Source organism: Algoriphagus lutimaris (assembly GCF_017051705.1).
GTDB lineage: Bacteria > Bacteroidota > Bacteroidia > Cytophagales > Cyclobacteriaceae > Algoriphagus > Algoriphagus lutimaris.
On sequence record NZ_JAFIDJ010000001.1, the window covers coordinates 2,545,501 to 2,567,197 of the forward strand.

Annotated in this window: 21 protein-coding genes; 8 read left to right on the forward strand and 13 right to left on the reverse strand. The window is 40.4% G+C overall.

The window, feature by feature from the left end; genetic code table 11:
• Positions 1-1,137, forward strand: a 1,137-nt coding sequence (locus JYB62_RS10450; RefSeq protein ID WP_205645311.1) for a hypothetical protein, incomplete at its 5' end; no start/stop codon positions are given.
• Between the two features lie 234 nt (positions 1,138-1,371).
• On the opposite strand, the gene JYB62_RS10455 is transcribed toward JYB62_RS10450, so the two are convergent.
• The 7 genes from JYB62_RS10455 to lpdA form a co-directional block, all read right to left on the reverse strand.
• Entirely contained in the window at positions 1,372-2,634 is a 1,263-nt protein-coding gene (locus JYB62_RS10455; protein ID WP_205645312.1) for a replication-associated recombination protein A, read from the reverse strand.
• A 90-nt stretch (positions 2,635-2,724) separates the two neighbouring features.
• Positions 2,725-3,738, reverse strand: a complete 1,014-nt coding sequence (locus JYB62_RS10460; RefSeq protein WP_205645313.1) for a threonine aldolase family protein — start codon at positions 3,736-3,738, stop codon at positions 2,725-2,727.
• Positions 3,735-4,613: a glycerophosphodiester phosphodiesterase family protein gene (locus JYB62_RS10465; protein ID WP_317194653.1), complete on the reverse strand. Its 879-nt coding sequence runs from the start codon at positions 4,611-4,613 to the stop codon at positions 3,735-3,737. Before JYB62_RS10465 ends, JYB62_RS10460 begins: the two co-directional genes overlap by 4 nt.
• Before the next feature lie 73 nt (positions 4,614-4,686).
• Positions 4,687-5,145, reverse strand: coding sequence for a DUF2721 domain-containing protein (locus tag JYB62_RS10470; RefSeq protein ID WP_205645315.1), 459 nt, complete (start codon positions 5,143-5,145; stop codon positions 4,687-4,689).
• 99 nt (positions 5,146-5,244) lie between these two features.
• Positions 5,245-6,069, reverse strand: coding sequence for an anti-sigma factor (locus JYB62_RS10475; RefSeq protein WP_205645316.1), 825 nt, complete (start codon positions 6,067-6,069; stop codon positions 5,245-5,247).
• Positions 6,069-6,602 carry an RNA polymerase sigma factor gene (locus tag JYB62_RS10480; protein ID WP_205645317.1) on the reverse strand — a complete coding sequence of 178 codons (534 nt, stop codon included), beginning with the start codon at positions 6,600-6,602 and terminating at the stop codon, positions 6,069-6,071. Before JYB62_RS10480 ends, JYB62_RS10475 begins: the two co-directional genes overlap by 1 nt.
• A 93-nt stretch (positions 6,603-6,695) precedes the next feature.
• Entirely contained in the window at positions 6,696-8,093 is a 1,398-nt protein-coding gene (lpdA, locus tag JYB62_RS10485) for a dihydrolipoyl dehydrogenase (RefSeq protein WP_205645318.1), read from the reverse strand.
• Between the two features lie 291 nt (positions 8,094-8,384).
• On the opposite strand from lpdA, the gene fabG reads away from it, so the two are divergent.
• Together fabG and JYB62_RS10495 are read left to right on the forward strand one after the other, a co-directional pair.
• On the forward strand, positions 8,385-9,131 hold the full coding sequence (fabG, locus tag JYB62_RS10490; protein ID WP_205645319.1) for a 3-oxoacyl-[acyl-carrier-protein] reductase: 747 nt from the start codon (positions 8,385-8,387) through the stop codon (positions 9,129-9,131).
• Between the two features lie 278 nt (positions 9,132-9,409).
• Entirely contained in the window at positions 9,410-10,375 is a 966-nt protein-coding gene (locus tag JYB62_RS10495) for a CHRD domain-containing protein (RefSeq protein WP_205645320.1), read from the forward strand.
• Between the two features lie 151 nt (positions 10,376-10,526).
• Here JYB62_RS10495 and pruA read toward each other — a convergent pair whose 3' ends face one another.
• The 3 genes from pruA to JYB62_RS10510 all read right to left on the reverse strand — a co-directional run bounded on the left by pruA (position 10,527) and on the right by JYB62_RS10510 (position 13,328).
• A complete protein-coding gene (gene pruA / locus JYB62_RS10500) occupies positions 10,527-12,161 on the reverse strand; it encodes an L-glutamate gamma-semialdehyde dehydrogenase (RefSeq protein WP_205645321.1) in 1,635 nt (544 codons plus the stop codon).
• An 82-nt stretch (positions 12,162-12,243) separates the two neighbouring features.
• A complete protein-coding gene (locus tag JYB62_RS10505; RefSeq protein WP_205645322.1) occupies positions 12,244-12,939 on the reverse strand; it encodes a YjjG family noncanonical pyrimidine nucleotidase in 696 nt (231 codons plus the stop codon).
• Positions 12,940-12,944: 5 nt separating this feature from the next.
• Positions 12,945-13,328 carry an ArsR/SmtB family transcription factor gene (locus tag JYB62_RS10510; RefSeq protein ID WP_074222860.1) on the reverse strand — a complete coding sequence of 128 codons (384 nt, stop codon included), beginning with the start codon at positions 13,326-13,328 and terminating at the stop codon, positions 12,945-12,947.
• Positions 13,329-13,438: 110 nt separating this feature from the next.
• Between JYB62_RS10510 and JYB62_RS10515 the strand changes: the two genes are divergently transcribed.
• A complete protein-coding gene (locus JYB62_RS10515) occupies positions 13,439-14,089 on the forward strand; it encodes a carboxypeptidase-like regulatory domain-containing protein (protein ID WP_205645323.1) in 651 nt (216 codons plus the stop codon).
• Between the two features lie 80 nt (positions 14,090-14,169).
• Positions 14,170-14,457 (forward strand): GxxExxY protein, encoded by a 288-nt coding sequence (locus JYB62_RS10520; protein ID WP_394369686.1) that lies wholly within the window; start codon positions 14,170-14,172, stop codon positions 14,455-14,457.
• A 142-nt stretch (positions 14,458-14,599) separates the two neighbouring features.
• Here JYB62_RS10520 and JYB62_RS10525 read toward each other — a convergent pair whose 3' ends face one another.
• Positions 14,600-16,198 (reverse strand): aminopeptidase P family protein, encoded by a 1,599-nt coding sequence (locus JYB62_RS10525; RefSeq protein WP_205645324.1) that lies wholly within the window; start codon positions 16,196-16,198, stop codon positions 14,600-14,602.
• A gap of 107 nt (positions 16,199-16,305) precedes the next feature.
• Here JYB62_RS10525 and pafA point away from each other — a divergent pair, with 107 nt between their 5' ends.
• Entirely contained in the window at positions 16,306-17,940 is a 1,635-nt protein-coding gene (gene pafA / locus JYB62_RS10530; protein ID WP_205645325.1) for an alkaline phosphatase PafA, read from the forward strand.
• 41 nt (positions 17,941-17,981) lie between these two features.
• On the opposite strand, the gene JYB62_RS10535 is transcribed toward pafA, so the two are convergent.
• Positions 17,982-19,145, reverse strand: a complete 1,164-nt coding sequence (locus JYB62_RS10535; RefSeq protein ID WP_205645326.1) for a homogentisate 1,2-dioxygenase — start codon at positions 19,143-19,145, stop codon at positions 17,982-17,984.
• Positions 19,146-19,282: 137 nt separating this feature from the next.
• Between JYB62_RS10535 and JYB62_RS10540 the strand changes: the two genes are divergently transcribed.
• Entirely contained in the window at positions 19,283-20,071 is a 789-nt protein-coding gene (locus JYB62_RS10540) for a glycoside hydrolase family 16 protein (RefSeq protein ID WP_205645327.1), read from the forward strand.
• Positions 20,072-20,094: 23 nt separating this feature from the next.
• The gene (locus JYB62_RS10545; protein WP_205645328.1) at positions 20,095-20,748 is read left to right on the forward strand and encodes an MCP four helix bundle domain-containing protein; all 654 of its coding nucleotides are present in this window, start codon (positions 20,095-20,097) and stop codon (positions 20,746-20,748) included.
• Here JYB62_RS10545 and JYB62_RS10550 read toward each other — a convergent pair whose 3' ends face one another.
• Entirely contained in the window at positions 20,749-21,690 is a 942-nt protein-coding gene (locus JYB62_RS10550) for a sugar phosphate isomerase/epimerase family protein (RefSeq protein WP_243431504.1), read from the reverse strand.
• Positions 21,691-21,697: the final 7 nt, after the last annotated feature.

The window sequence follows — 21,697 nt, forward strand, 5'->3', positions numbered from 1 at the left end:
GCCGATCCTACCAATGAATTTCAAGCGCTTGTCGAGGCTCCCTCTCAGCCTGGTGTAATTGGATTAACCAACGGAAATACGGTCACAGTGAATGTGAATGACGCCGATGCCGATCCCACCAATGAATTGATTACCTCCGGAACCCTCAATGGTACCGACCTGGAAATCGTCGATGCCGGTGGAACCACCACCGTAGACCTTTCCGCACTCGATAACTCCGGTACCGATGATCAGAACCTGACCTCGGCAACCATCTCCGGAAACATCCTGACCATTGAAATCGAAGATGGGGATCCCGTAACGGTCGATCTATCCGCTTACCTCGATAACACCGATGAGCAGGACCTGACTTCGGCAACTCTTGCCGCTAACAATGTGCTGACCATTGCCATTGAAAATGGGGCTCCTGTAAACGTAGACCTCTCTGCCCTGCTTAGCGACGGCTCTGAAACTGATCTTCAAGCCGGTACCAATGCCACTGTCACAGGTACAGGGACCACGGCCGATCCCTATATCGTCAGCGTGCCTAGTCTGGATGATGCCGATGCCGATCCTACCAATGAATTTCAAGCGCTTGTCGAGGCTCCCTCTCAGCCTGGTGTAATTGGATTAACCAACGGAAATACGGTCACAGTGAATGTGAATGACGCCGATGCCGATCCCACCAATGAATTTCAAGCGCTTGTCGAGGCTCCCTCTCAGCCTGGTGTAATTGGATTAACAAACGGAAATACGGTCACAGTGAATGTGAATGATGCCGATGCCGATCCCACCAATGAAATTCAAACCTTATCCGTCAGCGGTACTGATCTAACCATTTCAGGAGGGAACACTGTCTCCCTACCAGCAGCCGGACCTCCTGGAGATAGCTTTATCAAAGCCTTCGGAAAAGTCCGCGCAGATGGATCAACTGCTAAAATAAAAGGAGCTACAGCCACCCTTATTCAAACAGGGATTTACCGTATTGACTTTACAACACCAATGTCCGACGGAAATTATATCATTCAACTTACGAATGAAGCCGGGAATTCAATGGTTTATGGCACGCAAGATGCAACTGGATTCCTTGTTCTGATTAAAGGAAACAATGGAAAAGCAGAAAATACCGAATTTATGTTTACAGTGATTGATCTTTAGAGGCGTCCAATTTTCCTATAAACCCATAATCTTAACTCCATATGCAAAAAAATGGATCGAATTACTTTTTATGCAGCCCCAACATTTCTATAGGGTATGAATCAAAAAAGTGATCTAACCTCCAGCTCCTAAGGTGAAGGTAAACACTGAGATTAACATGAGTCGAATATTTTCCTGTTTATCCGAGAAGCAACTCCAAAAGTTCATAGGATTAGAAATTCGTAGAATAAACAATTAATACCCATACTTATCTCCCCAGTTTCTTTTTAGGTTTTTTCGGAGCTCATTTTCCCTGGCATTTTCTCCAGGTTCATATAACTTGGTTCCTTTGATTTCATCAGGCATGAATTCCTGCTCCACAAAGTTGCCAGGGTAATCGTGGGAATATTTATAAGCCTTCCCATAATTCAGATCTTTCATCAACTTGGTAGGTGCATTTCTCAAATGGAGTGGAACAGACAAATCTCCTTTTTCCCGCACTAAAGACTGCGCTTGGTTGATGGCCATGTAGGCGGCATTGCTTTTGGGAGAGCTAGCCAAATAGGTCACACATTGTGAAAGAATGATTCTGGATTCTGGGTACCCGATTAATTTGACCGCCTCAAAACAATTGGTCGCCAACAACAGGGCATTAGGATTGGCATTACCTATATCCTCTGAAGCCAAAATCACCAATCTCCTAGCAATAAATTTCACATCCTCTCCACCTTCGATCATCCGGGCCAACCAATACACGGCTGCATTTGGATCTGAACCTCGGATTGATTTGATAAAAGCAGAAATGATATCGTAATGTTGCTCACCGGATTTGTCATAAAGCGCGACTTTCTGCTGCGCAATTTGCATCACTTTTTCATCTGTGATCACGCATGGATCTTCGTTGATCCCATCAATGACTATCTCTAAAAGATTTAGCAACTTTCTTCCATCCCCACCAGAGATTCTCAACAAGGCATCCGTCTCTTTCAACTGTACATCCAGTTTCTTCAGCTCCAAATCCTTTTCCAAAGCCTGATGGATCATCGCCTCCAATTCTGGCTTCCCTAACGAGTTGAGCGTAAACACCTGACATCTGGATAAAAGGGCCGCGTTCACTTCAAAAGAAGGGTTTTCAGTGGTTGCGCCAATCAAGCGGATAATCCCTTTTTCCACTGCACCTAATAGCGCATCTTGCTGGGATTTGTTAAAGCGATGGATTTCATCGATAAAAAGTACCACTCCCATTTGAAACTTTGCTTTTTCAATCACCTCACGGATATCCTTGACCCCAGAGCTAATCGCCGAAAGCGTATAAAACGGTGCTTTGATTTCATTGGCAATGATATTCGCAATGGTCGTTTTCCCAACCCCAGGAGGGCCCCATAAGATCAATGAAGGGACATTTCCCGACTTGATGGCTTTATATAAAAATGAATTAGGAGAAGACAAGTGCTCTTGGCCAATCAGATCTTCCAAGCGGATTGGACGCATTCGCTCTGCCAGTGGTGTATTATTCATTTGTTGGAATCTAGATTCTATCGGCAAGATACAGAGAAATGAAAAAAGGGACCGCAAAGCCCCCTTTTTATGACAAAAACTGTCTCCGATTTATAATTCCCCAATTCGTTTTCCAAACTCTTCCAAGTGATCATCCCCAAAATCATGATGGGTAACAAATCGGACTAAGTCTGGACCGAATTTAACCGCTTTAATGTGCTTCTCTCCCAACTTCTCCAAAAAGAACTCTGGTGTGATTCCATCCAACCTGGCAATAGCGATATTGGTAGCAACTGGCAACACTTCAGGAACAAAAGATTTTTTTAATAACATCTCTCCTAAAGCTTTGGCTCTTCCGTGATCCTCTTTCAAACGCGCTACTTGATGGTCCAAAGCATAGATTCCAGCAGCTGCCAGAAATCCTGCCTGCCGCATTCCACCGCCCATTACTTTCCGTACTTTTCTAGCCCGCTTTATATCGGTTTTTGAGCCTACTAGAAGAGAGCCTACCGGACAACCCAAGCCTTTACTCAAACAAATGGATATCGTATCAAACTGGGCGCCCCATTCTTTTGGATTGTCTCCGGTTTCTACCAATGCATTGAATAATCTCGCTCCATCCAAATGCAATTTCAATCCATACTCTTCACAAACCTTTTTGATCGGGATGACTTCTTCCAATTCATAAATACTACCCCCTCCTTTATTCATGGTATTCTCCAGAGAAACCATGGTGGTCTCAGGAGCATGGATATCATCTGGATTAATAGAGGCAGCCACTTGAGAGGCTGTAATTTTACCTAGATTACCTTCCAGCAATTTGACGGAGGCCAGGGAGTTAGACATAATTCCTCCTCCTTCATACAAATAGATGTGGGAATATTTATGGCATATTACCTCGGTTTGAATTCGGGTATGAAGACGTATTGCTATTTGGTTAGTCATGGTGCCAGAAGGGCAGAAAATCGAAGCTTCCATCCCGAAAAGGCTGGCAATTTTCTCTTCCAGAGCCGAAACCGTAGGGTCTTCTCCAAAAACATCATCTCCTACAGGAGCTGAAAACATGGCTTCTTTCATGCCCTTAGTAGGCTTTGTGACAGTGTCACTGCGTAGGTCAATGATCATTTTATAAAATACTTAGATTTAGAACTTTGTGATGGAGTCAAGGTTTTTATAGCCTTCGCAGCTTCAATGGGCCTATCAGTGGCCAAGATATCTGCGCCATTTTGCACAAAACTAGCATAGATTTGATCTCCTCTGCTTACTGCACTTTGATCCAGGTTCCCCAAGACCCCTAATATGGTAAAAACACCTTTTTTATGAAGAGCCTGATTGAATTCCCTAGGCCTTTCGGCCAAACCTGTAAAAGCTATTACCCGGGTCCAAGGAATTCCTGTCTCCTCTAACCTTTTGATTTCTTCTTCATTTCTGATGGTAATGGAAAGCATTAAATCCGGAGCCATAGAATGTAATTTCTTCGCCGCCGGAAAAGTATAGGTGATCAATGCAGCATGTCCTTCAGAACCTGTACTGCGAACTTCCTCAATGATCTTTTCGAACGGAACAGATCGCTTGATATCTACGGTCAATAATGCTTTCCCTTTAGACCAGGTTAATGCCTCTCCTAAAGTCGGTACCCTAAAGCTGGTCAACTCCCCATTTTCATCCTCCAAAAATAGGGATTGAATATATTCATAGGTCACCTCCTCCACCTTGCCTGTTCCATTGGTTGTTCGGTCCAAGTCGTCATCATGCATTAATACCAATACCGAATCCTTGGTCATAGCCACATCCAATTCGATGATGGATGGAGTAAATTTCAATACGTTTTCAAATGTTTCAATGGCATTCTCCGGGAATCCAGGATAGGGTCCACCACGGTGAGCCGAAACCATAGGAATTCGATCAGAAGTCCAAGTATAAAAATCGTAGGAAGTCCCAACTCCTCCCAAATCGATGTAAAACCCTTCCCCAGTTGCCTCCGTGGAATTTTGTTCCACAGTTGCGGTTTCAACCGTTGATTTAGAATTACAACCAAGTAAACCAACGAGCCACAGGAAAGTTAAGAAAAGACTATTTCTCATCTTTTTTTGCCTCTTTTTTAAAGATAAAATCCAACCCACTGCTTCGGTTGTTAAAAACTTCTTCCATATCCTTCAATTCCAAATTCAATGCCTTAGTAGAAATTTGGATTTCTATTAATGACAAAGCCAAAGCAATCAACAAAGAACCCATACTACCAACAAACACCCAGTTGGCCGCTTCTATATATCCAAGGAACAACAAATACATACAGACGATGCATAATAAAAAGCTGAATACTCCAAAGAGCTGCATATTCTTGATCAATGTCAATCGTTTCCGTAGGTTATGGATTTGATCTACGATCATTTCTTGATCAGGCGCATCCATGTATTTTTTATGAAGCCCTCGAATCAAACTGGCTATCGCTAAAAAACGATTGGTAAATGCCAGCATGAGTAAGGTAATCGCTGAAAAAAGTAAGGCAGGTGTAGAGAGTTGAAGTTCCATAGGTCTAAATTAGCTTACTAAAGATCAATCAAAAACCTTTAAATGAAAAAAAGCCTGTCCTTTTCGAACAAGCTCTTTCTTAAATCTTCATTTCCTTACTTATGCCACCTCACCTAGCACTACTAATTTTTCAAGTGTTGGTGATTCAGAACCACCTTTAGGTTCAATGGTAATAGCAAATGCCCCAGCTTGAGCCACCGCTTCCATTTGTTGAAGGGTGAATTTTTCCCCAGGGTTAACCAAACCAATACCGATCGGCCCATCATCTCCGATGGCCCACAATTGGTAATCATATTCCTCACTTAGAGAATTAAGGTTATTGACTGCCACTAAGACTTCCTGGGCATTCTGATCCCAGTAGACATCTACTTTCGCGTCTTTTTGCATGTCAAAACCTTCGCCTTTCATCTCTACCCGTTTGTAATCTCCGGCAACAATTTTATCGAGTTGGCTTTCCTTCTGTTCAAATTCCATCTTCACCTGGTTCAAATTGTCAGCCATCACGCTTTGTTCTTGAAGCAATGCCGTAAACTGTTCATCTTTCTCGTAGAACTTATTTGCATAAAATAATGCTGCACCTACTGCCAATACTGCCACTACCGAAGCTGCTGCTGCATAGGCTTTCCAAAGGGATAGTCTGACTACTTTGGCTACTTTAGGTTCTTCTACTGCTGTAGTATCTTCTTCAGTAGACTTAAATTCTGATTCCAAGCTGGCAAAGATTTTATCTTTTACCGCTTTGGAAGGTTGGGTCCCGGTCAACTCATCAAAGGCAAACATGGTCTGCTCTAGTTCCTCCAGTTCTTTTTTGATCTCCGGATGCAATTTCGCCAAGGTCAGAACCTCCTCACGCTCGCGCTCATTGAGCTCTCCTAAGAGGAAAAGCTCTAATTTGCCTGATGCTATGTATGATTGAATATCCACTAGATTCTGTCTAAATTCTTTTTCAAAACTTGTAATGAAGCCCTTACTCTGGACTTGACGGTGCCGAGAGGAATTTCAAATTCCTCGGAAACTTCCGAATGTGTATATCCTTTGAAATAAATATACTCAATAATGAAGCGCTGGTCTTCATTAAGCTGGTCCATTAACTCACGTACACCGATTCCATCAGTCATTGCCTCCGTCCCAGATTTGCTTTCTAAACCATATACGAAGTCATCAATTGCGTTGGTCTTACTAGATTGAGAAATTTCCTTGGACCTCAATTTATCAATGGCTGAATTCCTGCAAATATTTGCCATCCATGTGTATAAACGGCCTTTTGACTCGTCGTAGCGATCTATTTTCTTGGTGATTTTGACAAATGCATCATGAAAAATCTCTTCGGCTATATCGGAATCATGGACTATTCTGGAAATGACTGCAAAAAGTGCGCGGGAATATTTCTCATAGAGGTAATCCGTGGTTTTCTTGTCTTTCGCTCTTAGCCCGGCTATTAATTGTTCTTCCTCCAAAAGTTGGTTGTTTACAATGGGTTTACCCTAAAAGTAAAACACAAGACCGAATGTTTTCAGTCTTGTGTCTTTTATTTTCAAAAATGTGAGTTTTTACAAATGGATCACCTCGTCGTATGCTGCAGCAGCAGCCTCCATAATCGCCTCTGACATGGTTGGGTGAGGGTGAACTGTTTTAATCAACTCATGCCCTGTAGTTTCCAGTTTACGGATGGCTACGATTTCGGCAATCATTTCAGTTACGTTAGCCCCGATCATGTGCGCTCCAAGCAACTCTCCATATTTCTTATCGAATACCAATTTCACAAAACCGTCTTTTGCCCCGGCAGCAGATGCTTTTCCAGATGCTGAGAATGGGAATTTACCAATTCTTAAATCATATCCTGCTTCTTTAGCTTTTGCTTCCGTCATCCCTACAGAGGCGATTTCTGGAGAGCAATAGGTACATCCTGGGATGTTGCCATAATCCAATGGTTCAGGAGAATGTCCTGCGATTTTCTCAACACAGATAATTCCTTCTGCGGAAGCAACGTGTGCCAAGGCAGGCCCCGGAATTACATCACCGATGGCATAATAACCCGGCATATTGGTTTTGTAGTATTCATCTACCTTGATCTTACCTTTATCTACCAAAATACCTACATCTTCCAAACCGATGTTTTCAAGGTTTGAAACGACACCAGCAGCAGAAAGCACGATGTCACACTCTAAAGTTTCCTCACCTTTTGCGGTTTTCACAGTCACTTTACAGCCTGATCCTTTGGTATCCACCGCAGTCACTTCGGATGAAGTCATGATCGTCATTCCTGACTTTTTATAGATTTTTTCCAAAGCCTTGGAAACTTCTGCATCCTCTACAGGAACAATTCTATCTAGGTACTCCACAATGGTTACTTCAGTACCAATGGAAGCGTAGAAATAGGCAAATTCCACTCCGATTGCTCCAGAACCCACAACCACCATTTTCTTTGGCTGCTTCTCCAAGGTCATTGCCTTTCTATAACCGATGATTTTTTTATCGTCGATTTTCATAGAAGGAAGTTCTCTTGATCTTGCTCCTGTTGCGATGATAATATTGTCTGCAGAATAGACTGTCTTCTTATCGTCTTTGTCAGTTACTTCAACTTTCTTGCCTGGCTGGATTTTACCCCATCCAGAAATCACTTCGATTTTATTCTTCTTCATCAGGAAGGTCACGCCTTTGCTCATTCCATCAGCTACTCCTCTACTTCTCTTCACCATTCCCTCGAAGTCAGCTGTAGCCTCCTTTACAGTAATGCCATAATCAGATGAATGGTTAATGTATTCAAATACCTGAGCACTTTTCAGCAATGCTTTCGTAGGAATACAACCCCAGTTAAGACAAATACCACCTAGTTCAGCCGCTTCTATTACAGCAGTTTTCAAACCGAGTTGGGAAGCACGAATAGCAGCAACGTATCCACCTGGACCACTACCCACCACGATCAAGTCAAATTTGGTCGAAGACATATCTAAATATTGTTTTATAACGAATTGAAACTATGCAAAAATAGACCTTTTGGCTTCAGAAAAAAATTTGTAGCCCTCCACAAAAAGTCAAATGATTTCGTAAATACTGTAGCAAAAGCCAGATGAAAATACAGAATTTTACCAAAGTCGACTTTCATCCAATTTTATTTTACAAAAACAATTTTTGAGAAAAAATACGAAGGGAGAAAGCCGATTTCCAAAAGGCTTTACTTTTCAAATCGGAAACTTTCAGTTTTTTTCTAATTTTGGCAAAACAAAATTTTAGAATCAATGGGATTACTTTCCGGAAAAACTGCTTTGATCACCGGTGCCTCTAAAGGGATCGGAAGAGCCATTGCGATCAAATATGCTCAGGAAGGCGCCAACGTAGCCTTCACTTTTTTGTCCAGTGTAGAAAAAGGCCAGGCGCTTGAAGGCGAATTGGCAGCTTTTGGTGTCAAAGCGAAAGGATATCGCTCGGATGCATCAGACTTCAAAGCTGCAGAGGAATTAGTAAACAGTGTAGTGGCTGATTTCGGCGGACTGGATATTTTGATCAATAATGCTGGAATCACCAGAGATAATTTATTGATGAGAATGACAGAGGAGTCTTGGGATGAGATCATGAATGTGAACTTGAAATCCTGCTTCAATACGGTGAAGGCTGCGACCCGAACTATGATGAAAGCTAAAGCAGGCTCTATTATCAACATGACTTCTGTGGTAGGTGCCAAAGGAAATGCAGGTCAGGCTAATTATGCTGCATCCAAGGCAGGAATTATCGGCTTCTCCAAGTCAGTAGCTTTGGAATTAGGTTCCAGAAATATCCGATGTAATGCCATTGCTCCAGGATTTATCGAAACTGAAATGACAGAGGTTTTGGATGAAAAAACTGTACAAGGCTGGAGAGATGCCATCCCAATGAAAAGAGGTGGTAAACCAGAAGAAATTGCAGATGCTTGCGTATTCTTGGGATCTGACATGAGTACTTATATTTCAGGTCAAGTGCTTCATGTGAATGGAGCAATGTATACCTAAATTGGAATTATGAAATAGGAAGCAAGCAATTTGAAATATGGACGGCTGAGGAAACTCAGCCGTTTTTTTTTGTTTCCGATTTTCATAATAAAAGAACTAGAAGCAAGACCGCTTTTCCTGAAACACCACTTGGGGCCATGTGATTTTTGCCCCCCTTTCTTAACAGGGAACTCTTCTTATTTAAAGAAATTGATAATTAATTGACTATCAAAACAATCCGATGATACAGTAGGTTACGTACATACTTTTATCAATTAACTAACCTAAATAATCGTCTTATGAAAACGTCTTTTCAAAAACTCGCATTGCTATCTTTTTTAGCATTTTTCGCATTTGCCTGCCAAAACTTTCAGGAGGAGACTCCAACCATGAATCAACTTGGAGATGACAATTCATCCGCTTTCGCATCTGAATCAGATCTTAACGCCAGAAAAGGACAGCTCGCTGAATTCGGGGCCTTTCTAATAGGGTCTGAAGAAGTTCCTTCAGTAAGTTCTCCTGGATCTGGTGCTGCCAAAATCTCTCAAATTGATGAAAGCACTTTAAAATTTGAACTTAGAGTAGCCAATACCTCAAATATTGCAGCTGCTCACCTTCATTATGCAGCTGCCGGTACCAATGGACCTGTCGTGGTTGCTTTACTTACCACTCCAATTCCTGGTCTTTCCAATGGATTGATTGCTGAAGGCATGATCGATGCGTCCAAATTAGTTGGGCCATTAGCCGGAATGTCGATATCTGATTTAACAGCCGAATTTGAATCAGGAAATATCTATGTCAATTTACATACCTCCGGTAATCCCAGCGGCGAACTTCGAGGACAGGTAAGTATGGTAGAAGCCAGTGATAATAAAAATTATGGCACCAAATTAAGCGGAGCTAATGAAGTGCCCGCTGCAATGACAGACGCCACAGGGGTTGCAAAATTCAATTTTTCCAACGACGGAACTGCCTTATCCTTCCAAGTAAATGTTGATGGCATTGAAGACGTACGATTCGCTCATATTCATTTAGCAAAAGCTGGATCCAATGGAGGAGTAGTATATACATTAAGGATGGATAAAGTGGTAGGTCCTGTTTCTGGAGTCTATGCAAAGGGTGAAATTATGCCCGCTAACTTTATCAACCAGCTTTTGGGAGGAGATCTAGAAATCCTTAGAGAAGCATTCCGAACAGGAAATGCATATGTGAACGTTCATTCTGACGATTTCCCAGCTGGGGAGTTAAGAGGACAAGTGAATTAAGTTGTTTAAATTCACCTCACCAATCAAGGCCAGCGATTGCTGGCCTTTTTCATTTATAAAAATAGCATGGATTAGCATAATAAATCAAACTAAAAAAGCCTCAGAAATAAATCTGAGGCTTTGAAAATTGAATTTGATCATATAAGGATTCTTAATCCTCTCCCAAGAAAGGGTATTTGTAGTCTTCTGGCGAAACGAATGTTTCTTTGATGGTGCGTGGAGAAACCCAACGAAGTAAGTTAATCATAGACCCTGCTTTGTCATTGGTTCCGGAAGCTCTGCTTCCTCCAAATGGTTGCTGTCCTACCACTGCACCGGTTGGCTTGTCATTGATATAGAAGTTACCTGCCGCATTTTTTAATTTAGTGGTCGCCAATTCAATCGCATAACGATCCTGAGAGAAAACGGCACCTGTCAAGGCATAGGGTCCTGTTTGATCTACCAATTCCAAGGTTTCTTCAAAATTCTCAGCATTGTATACATAAATGGTCAAAACTGGGCCAAAGATCTCTTCACACATGGTCGTGTACATCGGATCTTGTGTAACGATCACAGTAGGCTCAATGAAATAACCTTTTGACTTATCGAAATTTCCTCCAGCGATAATTTCAACCCCGTCTGTTTCTTTTGCTTTCGCAATGTAACGGGAGATCTTATCAAAAGCTTTCTCGTCAATTACCGCATTAATGAAATTGGTAAAGTCTTCCGTACCTCCCATTTTCATGGAAGCCAAATCTTCCAACATATACCCTTTTACCTCATCCCAAATATTGGATGGGATATAAGCTCTGGAAGCAGCGGAACATTTCTGTCCTTGGTATTCAAATGCGCCTCTCACCAAACCAACAGCCACTGCTTTAGGAATCGCTGATTTATGAGCAATAACAAAGTCTTTTCCACCGGTCTCACCAACGATTCTTGGGTAAGACTTAAATTTATTGATATTGGCTCCAATTTCTTTCCAGATGTGTTGGAATACGCCTGTAGAACCTGTGAAGTGGATACCTGCGAAATCTGGATGTTTAAAAATAATATCTCCAGCTGTCGGTCCATCTACGTAGATCAAGTTGATCACACCATCCGGCACTCCTGCTTCTTTGAACACCTCCATCAATACATTGGCAGAATATATTTGGGTGTAAGCAGGTTTCCATACGATGGTATTTCCCATCATTGCAGCGGATGCTGGCAAGTTACCGGCAATAGCTGTGAAGTTGAAAGGAGTCAAAGCAAAAATAAACCCTTCCAAAGGTCTTTGCTCCAATCTATTCCAAACTCCATTTCCAGAAACTGGGGGTTGCTGAGCATAAATCTCAGTCATGTATTTCACGTTGAAACGCAAGAAGTCAATAAACTCACAAGCCGCATCAATTTCGGCCTGCATCGCATTTTTCGATTGACCCAACATGGTAGCTGCATTGATTTTAGCTCTATATGGACCAGCAATCAAATCGGCAGCTTTTAAGAAAATAGCAGCTCTTTGTTCCCAAGCCATATTTTCCCAAGCATGCTTTGCTCCCAAAGCAGCATTGATTGCCTGCTCTACATGGGAAGCATCTCCTTCGTGGAAATGACCTAACACATGCTGATGATCATGAGGAGGAGACATAGATTTCTTATTCCCTGTTCTTACCTCTTCCGAACCAATATACATGGGTACATCAACTTGCATCGCTCTTGCTTTTGCTAAAGCTGCTTGCAATTCTTTTCTTTCCGGGCTTCCGGGTGCATATGCTTTTACCGGTTCGTTAACCGGAGTGGGTACATTGAAAAAACCTTTGAGCATGATATCTGGGGTTATGATTTTCTGATGTTGGCAAAGATAACCAACCGAATTTTATTGACTAGTGATTTTGATAACAAAAGCATCATAAGATGCTTTCTAGTTCCCGGAGATGTGAAATAGTATACGTTGGCTTCAATTCTATTGCTTTACCTTCAGGATTGAAATACACTTGATCTATGGATGCATTCTGGGCTCCCAAAATATCTGAATTGGGATTATCCCCGATCATGATGCATTGTTCCGGATCCGTACCAAGCGTCTCCATCGCATGAAAAAAAATCCTTGGATCTGGCTTTTTATGGCCTGTGGTCTCTGAAGTGACAATCAGATCAAAATATTGGTCCAAACCAGAAGCTTTTAATTTTTTGGCTTGGGACTCATTGAAACCATTGGTAATCACATGAAGAGGATATTTTTTTTTGAGGTAATTCAATATCTCTTTTGAATAAGGAAACAAATGTGGTTTAGAGGATGTACGATGCATGAAATCCTCCTCAAAAGGGCTAGGTACCGAGTCTTCATGTGCTCCAGCGTGTGAAAAAATGCGCTTAAACCGTTCTATTCTAAGATTATGTTTGTCTATTTTTCCCACATTGTACAAATCCCATAATTGGAAATTGACATGATGGAATGAACTGAAAAAAGTATCAAAAGTAGGGATTCCCAGTTCTTCCAGTTTATAAATTTCATATAATTCGGAAAGGGATTCTGAGACATTCCGGTCGTAATCCCAAAGGGTATGATCCAGATCAAAGAATATATGTTGGTAAGTCTTCAAGGTAATTATCTTCTATACTGATTATTCTGGATTTTATTAATCGCAAGTTCCCTGTTTGATTTCAGGATTTCGAATGTTTCCTGGTCTTTTATCAAACTGGAATCTTTTTGTATAAACTTAAAAACTGCTTGAAAGATTTCGAGGTATTCTTCCAGAATGTAATAAAACATCCATTGGTCTACCCTCCTACTTCCAAGCAAGCCTGCATTCTTTAAATAAATTAAGTGCCTACTTGTTTTCGTTTGGGTGAAATCCAGAATATGTTCCAAGTCAGAAATGGATAATTCCTTGTTCAACATTAATAAATGGATAATTCTTACCCTAGACTCCTCAGAAAGTGCTTTAAATATTCGGAGGCCATAGTTTAAACTTATATTTTTAAGTCTCATTTAGTAAGTTTTAACTCAGTTTCTGCTTATTAAATAAAATTTCAGACGAAATTAGGGTATAATCGCATCCGATTTACCAACCTTTCGTCGTTCAATTAGTTAATTTATTTGTGAATAATTCAATAATCATCAGATCCATTTTCATTTTCCTACTGGGATTAATTTTTTCAGTTCAGTTTGCTTCTGCCCAAGATCAGCAAGAAAAGAAGGTTATTCAGCTATCTGGAATTATCTTAAATGCCGATAGTACCGATGCGGTAGCAGGTGTAAACGTATACGTACCAAAGAAAGGAAGAGGTACAAGTAGTGGTCGATTTGGTTATTTCTCCATGCCTGTTTTGGAAGGTGATAGCGTGGTGTTCAGTTTCATCGGTTTAAAGCGTCAGACATTCAAAGTTCCTGAATCAGTCGAAAATGATAGAATCAGCTTGATTTTGACAATGGAAATAGATGAAATTGCGCTAGCCGAAGTAGAGGTTTTACCCTACCCTACAGAAGAAGAATTTAAGCAGGCAGTTATTGCTATGAATGTGGTAGATCCAATGTCGATCAGTAGAGCCAACATGAGCCCGGAGATGCTACTCCGATGGGCAGAAAGTATGCCTGCATCTGGTGGAGAAAACTTCAGGTATTTCCAGCAAGGCCAAGTACTTCAGAATCAGGATTTGTACGGACCTAGACCCCTTAGGCTTCTGGATCCATTTGCTTGGGGTCAATTCATCCGATCCATTAAGAGAGGTGATCTGAAGAAAAAGGATTAATCAATTAGATTATAGTTTCGTGAATTAAGACTCCCGCAAAGGAGCAAAGGCACTATTTTTTCTTGGCTAAATATATTTTTATGAATGAAAATGATCTTTCAAAAATCATAGTTGATACCGCTTTTAAAATCTATAAAAAGTTTGGCCCAGGTTTATTAGAATCAGTTTATGAAGGAATATTTGCCTATGATTTAAGACAAAAAGAATTACTTGTGGAAACTCAAGTAATTATTCCTGTTTTATGGAACAACATCAAATTCGATCAAGGGTATAGGGCAGACATCATCGTCAACAAGAAAGTATTAATAAAACTTAAGTCAATAGAAAAGCTAATGCATGTCCATGAGAAACATGTTCGTACGTACTAAGACTAACTGACTTGAAATTAGGCATGTTGATTAACTTCAATGAAAATCAACTTACGGATGGAATTAAGAGAGTTGTAAACGAACTTTAGGTTAACCTAAGATAAGTTGCGGCTTTGCAGCTTTGCAGGAAACCGATTGAATTTTATTTTAACTCTGGCAAGACCCACTCTTCCAAGACGCTTGGGATTTTCATCATTTGCTCTATTGCTGCCACCGTTCTAGGGGCATCTCCTGACAAATTAACCGGCCCTTCTTTGGTTACTAAAATATCATCTTCAATTCTCACCGCTATCCCCCACCATTTAGGGTCACAATCTGAACCATCAGGTATATAAATACCTGGTTCCACTGTAATAATCGCTCCCTCTTTTAACGGACCTCTTGCGCCTCTATCATGTACGTCTAACCCTACATGATGGCTGGTTCCATGAGGAAAATAAGTATGTCTTTGTCCTGCTTTAATAATTCCAAGCTCGACCAATCCCTCATCAATGATTCGTCTGGTTTCTGTTCCAATAGTAGCGAAATCCACTCCGATTTTACTGAGAGCAATTCCCGCATCCTGGGATTTCAATACCAACTCGTAAATAGCTTTTTCTTCCTCATTGAATTTCCCATTTACCGGAATGGTCCTGGTTACATCTGCAGTATACCCTTTCCATTCTGCTCCAAGGTCCATCAGCAATAACCTATCGCTGATATTCTCCATATCATTTTCTATGTAATGGAGAATACATCCGTTGTTTCCAGCCCCCACAATAGACGGGTATCCTACATCTTCTGCTCCATATCTTTTATAGATAAATTCATGAATTCCCTGAATCTCTCGCTCCGACATACCTGGTTTAGCAGCCTTCATCACCTCTATTTGTCCTATGGCTGAAATCCGAGCAGCAGCTTTCATTAATTCTTGCTCCTCCACCGTCTTCACTTCACGGAGCCCTTCCATAATTTCTGTCAACAGAAATAAATCAACTTTTTGCTGAGGCAGCTTTTCTTTGACCTCCATTCTTTTTTCTGGAGAGTCTGCATTCAAAAAATCTTTCAAAACCGGATCATCCTCTACTTCTGGATATCGTTGTTTCGCACGGTTGATGATTTGAACCACATTTGCAGCATTATCTGTGTTGCTTGCCCTAATCATCTCATACATCTGAAGGTTAATAGGAGCAACTTCCTTTGGGTAACCAGAAGAAGTTTTAAAAGAAGCTACCATCTTTTTCAAATCCGCATTGGCACTACTTCCTTCTATATCATCAGATAAATCAAAGGACAATATTTTATCAAAAGAGGAAAAATCTAGTTGTTGGTCGCCGGTAAACTCTTCATATAAATAGACATGTTCGAAGCCTAGTTTCTCTTTTACTCCTTCCACTCCCAATCTTTTTCCATTCCACATCTCTGACATGGGGTCTCTAGGCTGAACATAAATCATTTCATCGCGCATCACTCCATTCAGTTCTCTTTTTTCACTAAAAATCACCAAAACCGCATTGGGTTCCCTAAATCCTGTCAAGTAATAAAAATCGGTATTGGGGTGATAAATATAATCGACATCATTGGACCTGTTTTTTACAGGATTGTTAAAGATCACAGTAGCCGAGTTAGCAGGCATTTTACTTCTTAGTGCAGCTCTTCTTTCTTTGTGCCAGTCACTACTGAGGGCATCCTCAAAATAAGACTGGGCATGAATACTGAGTGATAAGAGGAAAACCGAAAGAAGAATGAAAATATTTTTCATTGTTAATAAAATTAAGACGCCTAATCTCACATGTTTTATCCATTTAACAAAGTCAGCGCACACAGATCGAAGCATATGCTTATCTTTAGGTTCAAATTTTACAGATTATGAAAAAAATCGGGATTTTACTTTTCCTTACAGTACTGGCTATTGGGCCCATATTGGCACAAACCAAAACTGAAAAGCCTAAACTAATTGTAGGAATCATTGTCGACCAAATGCGTCAAGAATATTTGTACAGGTTTGCTGACCGATACAAAGAGGGAGGCTTTAAACGTCTAATGAACGATGGCTACATGATGAAAAATGGTCATTACAACTACATCCCTACCTACACAGGGCCTGGACATGCTTCCGTTTATACTGGGACTACCCCTGCCACACACGGGATCATCAGCAATAGCTGGTATGTCAGAAGCCTAAAAGGATCTCTATACTGCTCAGGAGATTCAACAGTAACTGCTGTGGGAGGGTCTGCCGCAAGTGGTCAAATCAGTCCAAGGAATTTATTGACTACCACCATTACAGATGAATTGAGGTATGCCACAAATAAAAGGTCCAAGGTAGTGGGCGTTGCCATCAAAGACAGAGGGGCAAGTTTACCTGCTGGACATCTGGGAGATGCCTATTGGTATGATAGCGGAACTGGCGAATTTATGACTTCTACCTATTATTATGATTCTTTACCTTCTTGGGTTCAGAATTTCAATGAGGAAAAATTAGCTGAAAAGTATTTAAGCCAAACTTGGAATACACTTTACCCAATTGAAACTTACATACAAAGTATTGAGGATAACAACGCCTTTGAAGCGCCTTTTGCTGGTAAAGACACACCTACTTTTCCATATATTCTAGACTCTCTCAAACAGGGCAATGGGGAACTGGGACTGATTGCGTCCACTCCGTTTGGCAATACTTTAACGCTGGATTTTGCTATTGCAGCAATGGAAGGCGAAGACCTTGGTAACAGAGGGGAGACAGACTTTTTAGCTTTGAGTTTCTCTTCTCCTGACTACATCGGTCACCGATTCGGCCCCATGTCCAAAGAAGTTGAGGACAATTACCTTAGGCTAGATTTAGAGTTTGAACGATTGCTAAACTACCTGGATGAAAAATACGGTAAAGGTGAATACCTTGTATTTCTTACCGCTGACCATGCCGTGGCAGATGTAGCTACACATATGATCAGTGAAAACATCCCAGCAGGCAATCTTAACAACAGCTATATCTATGCGCAGCTCAGGGGATATACTCAACTGGCTTATGGTGAAGGAAATTGGATAGAAAACCTTTCAAATGAACAAGTTTTCTTGAATCATGAATTGATCAAAGAAAAAGGAGTGAATCTAAAAGATATGCAAGATGACCTAGCTAATTTCTTGTTGAAATTCCGTGGTATTAAAGAAGTTTATACTGCTTATGCCATGAAAAATTCCGAGTTCACCTCTGGTAGGGCAGGTAGACTACAAATGGGCTACAATCAAAAATCTTCAGGAGATTTATTGATTACTCTGGAGCCAGGCTGGTTAACAGGTGGTGCAAAGGGGACCTCCCATGGGACAGGCTACAGCTACGACACGAATGTCCCTATGGTATTTTATGGATGGAATATTCCAGCTGGAGAGACTTCTCGGTACGTTTCAATCACCGACATAGCTCCTACACTTTCCATGATGTTGGACATCAAGTTACCAAATGGTACTACAGGGAATCCAATCACCGAAATAACTGATCAAAAATAAACTAAAAGGCCTGAATTTATACTTCAGGCCTTTTTTTTCACTTATTCGGTCCAACTCATTGGATAGTTTTTATCTACAAATTCCATGGCTTCGGTAGTAATTTGAAGAGACTTAAAAGTATCCAACATAACTGCATATTCCTCCGTAGCTTTGGCTCCGATTGATTTCTCAACTGTTCCAGGATGAGGACCATGCGGTAAACCACCCATATGGATCGTAAATGAGCCTCGATCTATCCCTTTTCTACTCATAAATTCTCCTTCAGCATAATACAGTACCTCATCAGAATCAATATTGGAATGATTGTAAGGTGCAGGGATCGCTAATGGATGGTAATCAAAAAGCCGTGGGACAAATGAACAAATCACAAATCCCCAAGCTTGAAAAGTCTGATGAACCGGTGGTGGCTGATGAATTCTTCCAGTAATGGGTTCGAAATCGAAAATCGATAGCGCATAGGGATATAAATAACCATCCCAACCCACGATATCCAATGGACTATGTGCATAAGTATAGGGATGCAACATTCCCTGCTTTTTTATTTGAACCAGATAGTCCCCTTTCTCCCGCTCAATTACTAATTCTTCTGGAGTCCGTATATCCCGTTCACAGTATGGAGAATGTTCTAACAATTGACCTACTTCATTTCTATATCGTTTGACTGTCTCAATCGGGCCATGAGATTCAATGACCAGCAGTCGTAATGGGCCTTCTTCTTTAAATTCAAATCTATAAATAGTTGTTCTTGGGATGACAATATAATCTCCTTTCCTCACAGGCAATTTGCCAAATTGAGAATACAACACTCCTTCTCCATCATGAACATAAATTAATTCATCTCCATCTGCATTCTTGAAAAAGAAATCCATCTTGCGTTTTCTAGGAGTACAAATTCCCATCATTACATCGGAATTCATCATAAGCATTTTCCTGGCGCTTAGATAATCTTCACCTGTAATTTCCACCCCAGAGGTTTTTAGATGAGTTTGACTTAATCCATGCTCTTTGACTGGCTCCCAAGAATACTTCGAAGGCTTCCCTATGGCCTTTACTTCATTGGGGTTAAAAATATGGTACAAGTTGGAATAGATGCCTGAAAAACCTTTTGAACTTACTAATTCCTCTTTGTAAAGGCTCCCGTCGGGCTGTCTGAATTGAGTATGTCTTTTGGGAGGAATCTCTCCCAATCGATGATAATATGCCATTTGTATTTGGGTTTATATGCTAGCTAAATTACGAATATTGTGAATACAATGATGAAACATGCAAATGAGATTTATCCTTATATTAAAACAATACTTAATCATTTAAGTTTTTGTATTTTCCCGTAATCAATAAGCCCATGAAAAAAATTCCATTCATAATTCTTCTTATTTGGAGCTTTCAGGTTCATGCCCAAAAAGCAAAATTACTTTGGTCTGATGAATTTAATCAAGAAGGTTTGCCAAATCCTAAAAATTGGAGTTATGATGTAGGAGATCATGGTTGGGGCAATGATGAATTAGAATATTACACTGAAGCAGATCTGGAAAATGCGAGGGTTGAAAATGGTGTTTTAATCATAGAAGCAAAAAAAGACCCTTCCTATCCAAAAGGATATACTTCTGCCAGATTGGTCACAAAAAATAAAGCCTCTTGGAAATATGGTTATATAGAGGTGAAAGCTAAACTTCCTACAGGAAGAGGAACTTGGCCAGCCATCTGGATGCTGTCAGAAAAAAACAAAAATGGAGGTTGGCCAGCAAATGGTGAAATAGATATCATGGAGCATGTAGGTTATGACCCTGGAAAAGTTCATGGAACCGTTCATACAGAAGCATTTAATCATAAAATCGGGACGCAAAAAGGAAATTATCTTATGGTTGCTGATTTCGATTCTGAGTTCCATCTTTACGCCATCAATTGGACCAAAGAGAAAATCGATTTCTACATAGATCAAAAACTCTATTTCTCATTTGAGAATACAGGGGGAGATTTTAAGGAATGGCCTTTTGATCAACCCTTTCATTTGATTTTAAATATTGCCGTGGGTGGCGGATGGGGAGGTCAAGAAGGAATAGATCCTAGTATTTGGCCTCAGAAAATGGAGATTGATTATGTTCGGGTTTATAATAAAAATCCCTTTAATTAAGAATTTGAATTAAAAAATTGATTATGATTAACCCTGGTTTAAAAAAAAGAAGATTTCAGGCAATAGCTATTATCTCCGTCCTTTTGCTTTTGATTTATGGCAAAAATCTAACAGAGAGACAGGCTTTTAAAAGTATCAGCAAAACTTTTACGGAAGTTTATCAGGACCGCCTAGTGGTGGAAGGATATATTTTTGAAATATCAGATCGCCTTTTCTCAATTCAAAAGTTGATAGATCATTGTAATCTTGACTATGACTACACTCGAGTAATCAATGAAATCCAAAATCATGAAGAAGGAATCATGGAATTAATTGAGGAGTTTGAACAGACCAATTTGACAGTAGAAGAATCAGATTATTTGATGGATTTCAAAAGAATTATTGAAAACGACCTAACGATCAAAAACTACGACCTTTTATATACAGACTCTTCAGGAGTTAATGAAAAGCAGGTAAAATTATATGACAAAAAAATCGCTTTGGCGAAACAAGACCTGGAAAATCTGAGCAAAATCCAGATGAGTGAAGGAGAAAAATTAATCAGCAAAGCAAAAGTCCAAATTAACCGTTCCCAAATATGGGCTCAATTTGAAGTTGCTTTACTGATTATTCTGATTATTGTGATTTATATCTTCTTATTTAAAAGACCAAGTACCAATCAAGAAACATTTTCTTAATTAATATACAAAGGTGTTTTTCAGATAGGCTGCGTTTTTCTCAGCAGCTTCCATTGGAGTGGTATTTACAAAACGCTCCTGTTCGATAATGAAATATTCCATTCCCAGAGATTTGGAATCTTTTACTATTCCTTCAAATGGAATTTCTCCTGAGCCAAATAAAACACCTCTTTCTTCTCCATTTCCTTGATCAGATTCCGCATCTTTTAAATGACATAATTTGAATCTTCGAGGGTATTTCGCAAGGTATTCAGCTGGATTTACTCCTGCCACATATACCCAATACATATCCATTTCAAAATCCACCAAAGCAGGATCTGTATTATCCATCAACACATCTTGGGGAAGCACTCCTTCCAACATTTCAAATGTATAATCATGGTTATGATAGGCAAACTTCAAACCATGCGATTTTAAAGTCTCTCCGGCCTGGTTAAATTTCTCTGCCATTATTTTATACTCATCAATGGTTTTCTGAGCACCTATCCATGGGCAAATCAAATACTCCAACCCAGCCTCTTTGGCTTCTTCTGCTTGGGTGTCAAGATTTTCAAAAACATTGGCATGAGATGCTACCATTTTCACTCCAAGGTCTGTAGTCAAGCTTTTAAACTCTGCAGGCTTCATACCCCAAAGCACTCCTTTCCCTCCGTCAAAACCTTCAAATTGGGAATATCCAAAACCAGCTAATGCAGTCATGGTTGCTTTCGCATCCGCTGCCATTTCGTCTTTTACGGAATAGAGTTGAATTCCAAAAGATTCCAATTTGGATTTGGCTTCTTCAGAAGTTTCTAATGCAACACTTTCTTCTTTTTTTGCGGGGGAACAAAACTGTAAAGGCATGAAGGCAGAGCCTACACTCAGCATCGCTCCCATTTTAATGAATTTTCTTCTAGGGTTGTTCATCATGTAAAAAGCCTGCCCCTTTTCTGGAGCAGGCATGATTAGT

Coding starts and splice junctions, on each gene's coding strand:
- JYB62_RS10455 (WP_205645312.1), bottom strand. CDS start 2,634: ATGAATAATACACCACTGGCAGAGCGAATGCGTCCAATCCGCTTGGAA.
- JYB62_RS10460 (WP_205645313.1), bottom strand. CDS start 3,738: ATGATCATTGACCTACGCAGTGACACTGTCACAAAGCCTACTAAGGGC.
- JYB62_RS10470 (WP_205645315.1), bottom strand. CDS start 5,145: ATGGAACTTCAACTCTCTACACCTGCCTTACTTTTTTCAGCGATTACC.
- lpdA (WP_205645318.1), bottom strand. CDS start 8,093: ATGTCTTCGACCAAATTTGACTTGATCGTGGTGGGTAGTGGTCCAGGT.
- fabG (WP_205645319.1), top strand. CDS start 8,385: ATGGGATTACTTTCCGGAAAAACTGCTTTGATCACCGGTGCCTCTAAA.
- JYB62_RS10495 (WP_205645320.1), top strand. CDS start 9,410: ATGAAAACGTCTTTTCAAAAACTCGCATTGCTATCTTTTTTAGCATTT.
- pruA (WP_205645321.1), bottom strand. CDS start 12,161: ATGCTCAAAGGTTTTTTCAATGTACCCACTCCGGTTAACGAACCGGTA.
- JYB62_RS10510 (WP_074222860.1), bottom strand. CDS start 13,328: ATGAGACTTAAAAATATAAGTTTAAACTATGGCCTCCGAATATTTAAA.
- JYB62_RS10520 (WP_394369686.1), top strand. CDS start 14,170: ATGAATGAAAATGATCTTTCAAAAATCATAGTTGATACCGCTTTTAAA.
- JYB62_RS10525 (WP_205645324.1), bottom strand. CDS start 16,198: ATGAAAAATATTTTCATTCTTCTTTCGGTTTTCCTCTTATCACTCAGT.
- pafA (WP_205645325.1), top strand. CDS start 16,306: ATGAAAAAAATCGGGATTTTACTTTTCCTTACAGTACTGGCTATTGGG.
- JYB62_RS10535 (WP_205645326.1), bottom strand. CDS start 19,145: ATGGCATATTATCATCGATTGGGAGAGATTCCTCCCAAAAGACATACT.
- JYB62_RS10540 (WP_205645327.1), top strand. CDS start 19,283: ATGAAAAAAATTCCATTCATAATTCTTCTTATTTGGAGCTTTCAGGTT.
- JYB62_RS10545 (WP_205645328.1), top strand. CDS start 20,095: ATGATTAACCCTGGTTTAAAAAAAAGAAGATTTCAGGCAATAGCTATT.
- JYB62_RS10550 (WP_243431504.1), bottom strand. CDS start 21,690: ATGCCTGCTCCAGAAAAGGGGCAGGCTTTTTACATGATGAACAACCCT.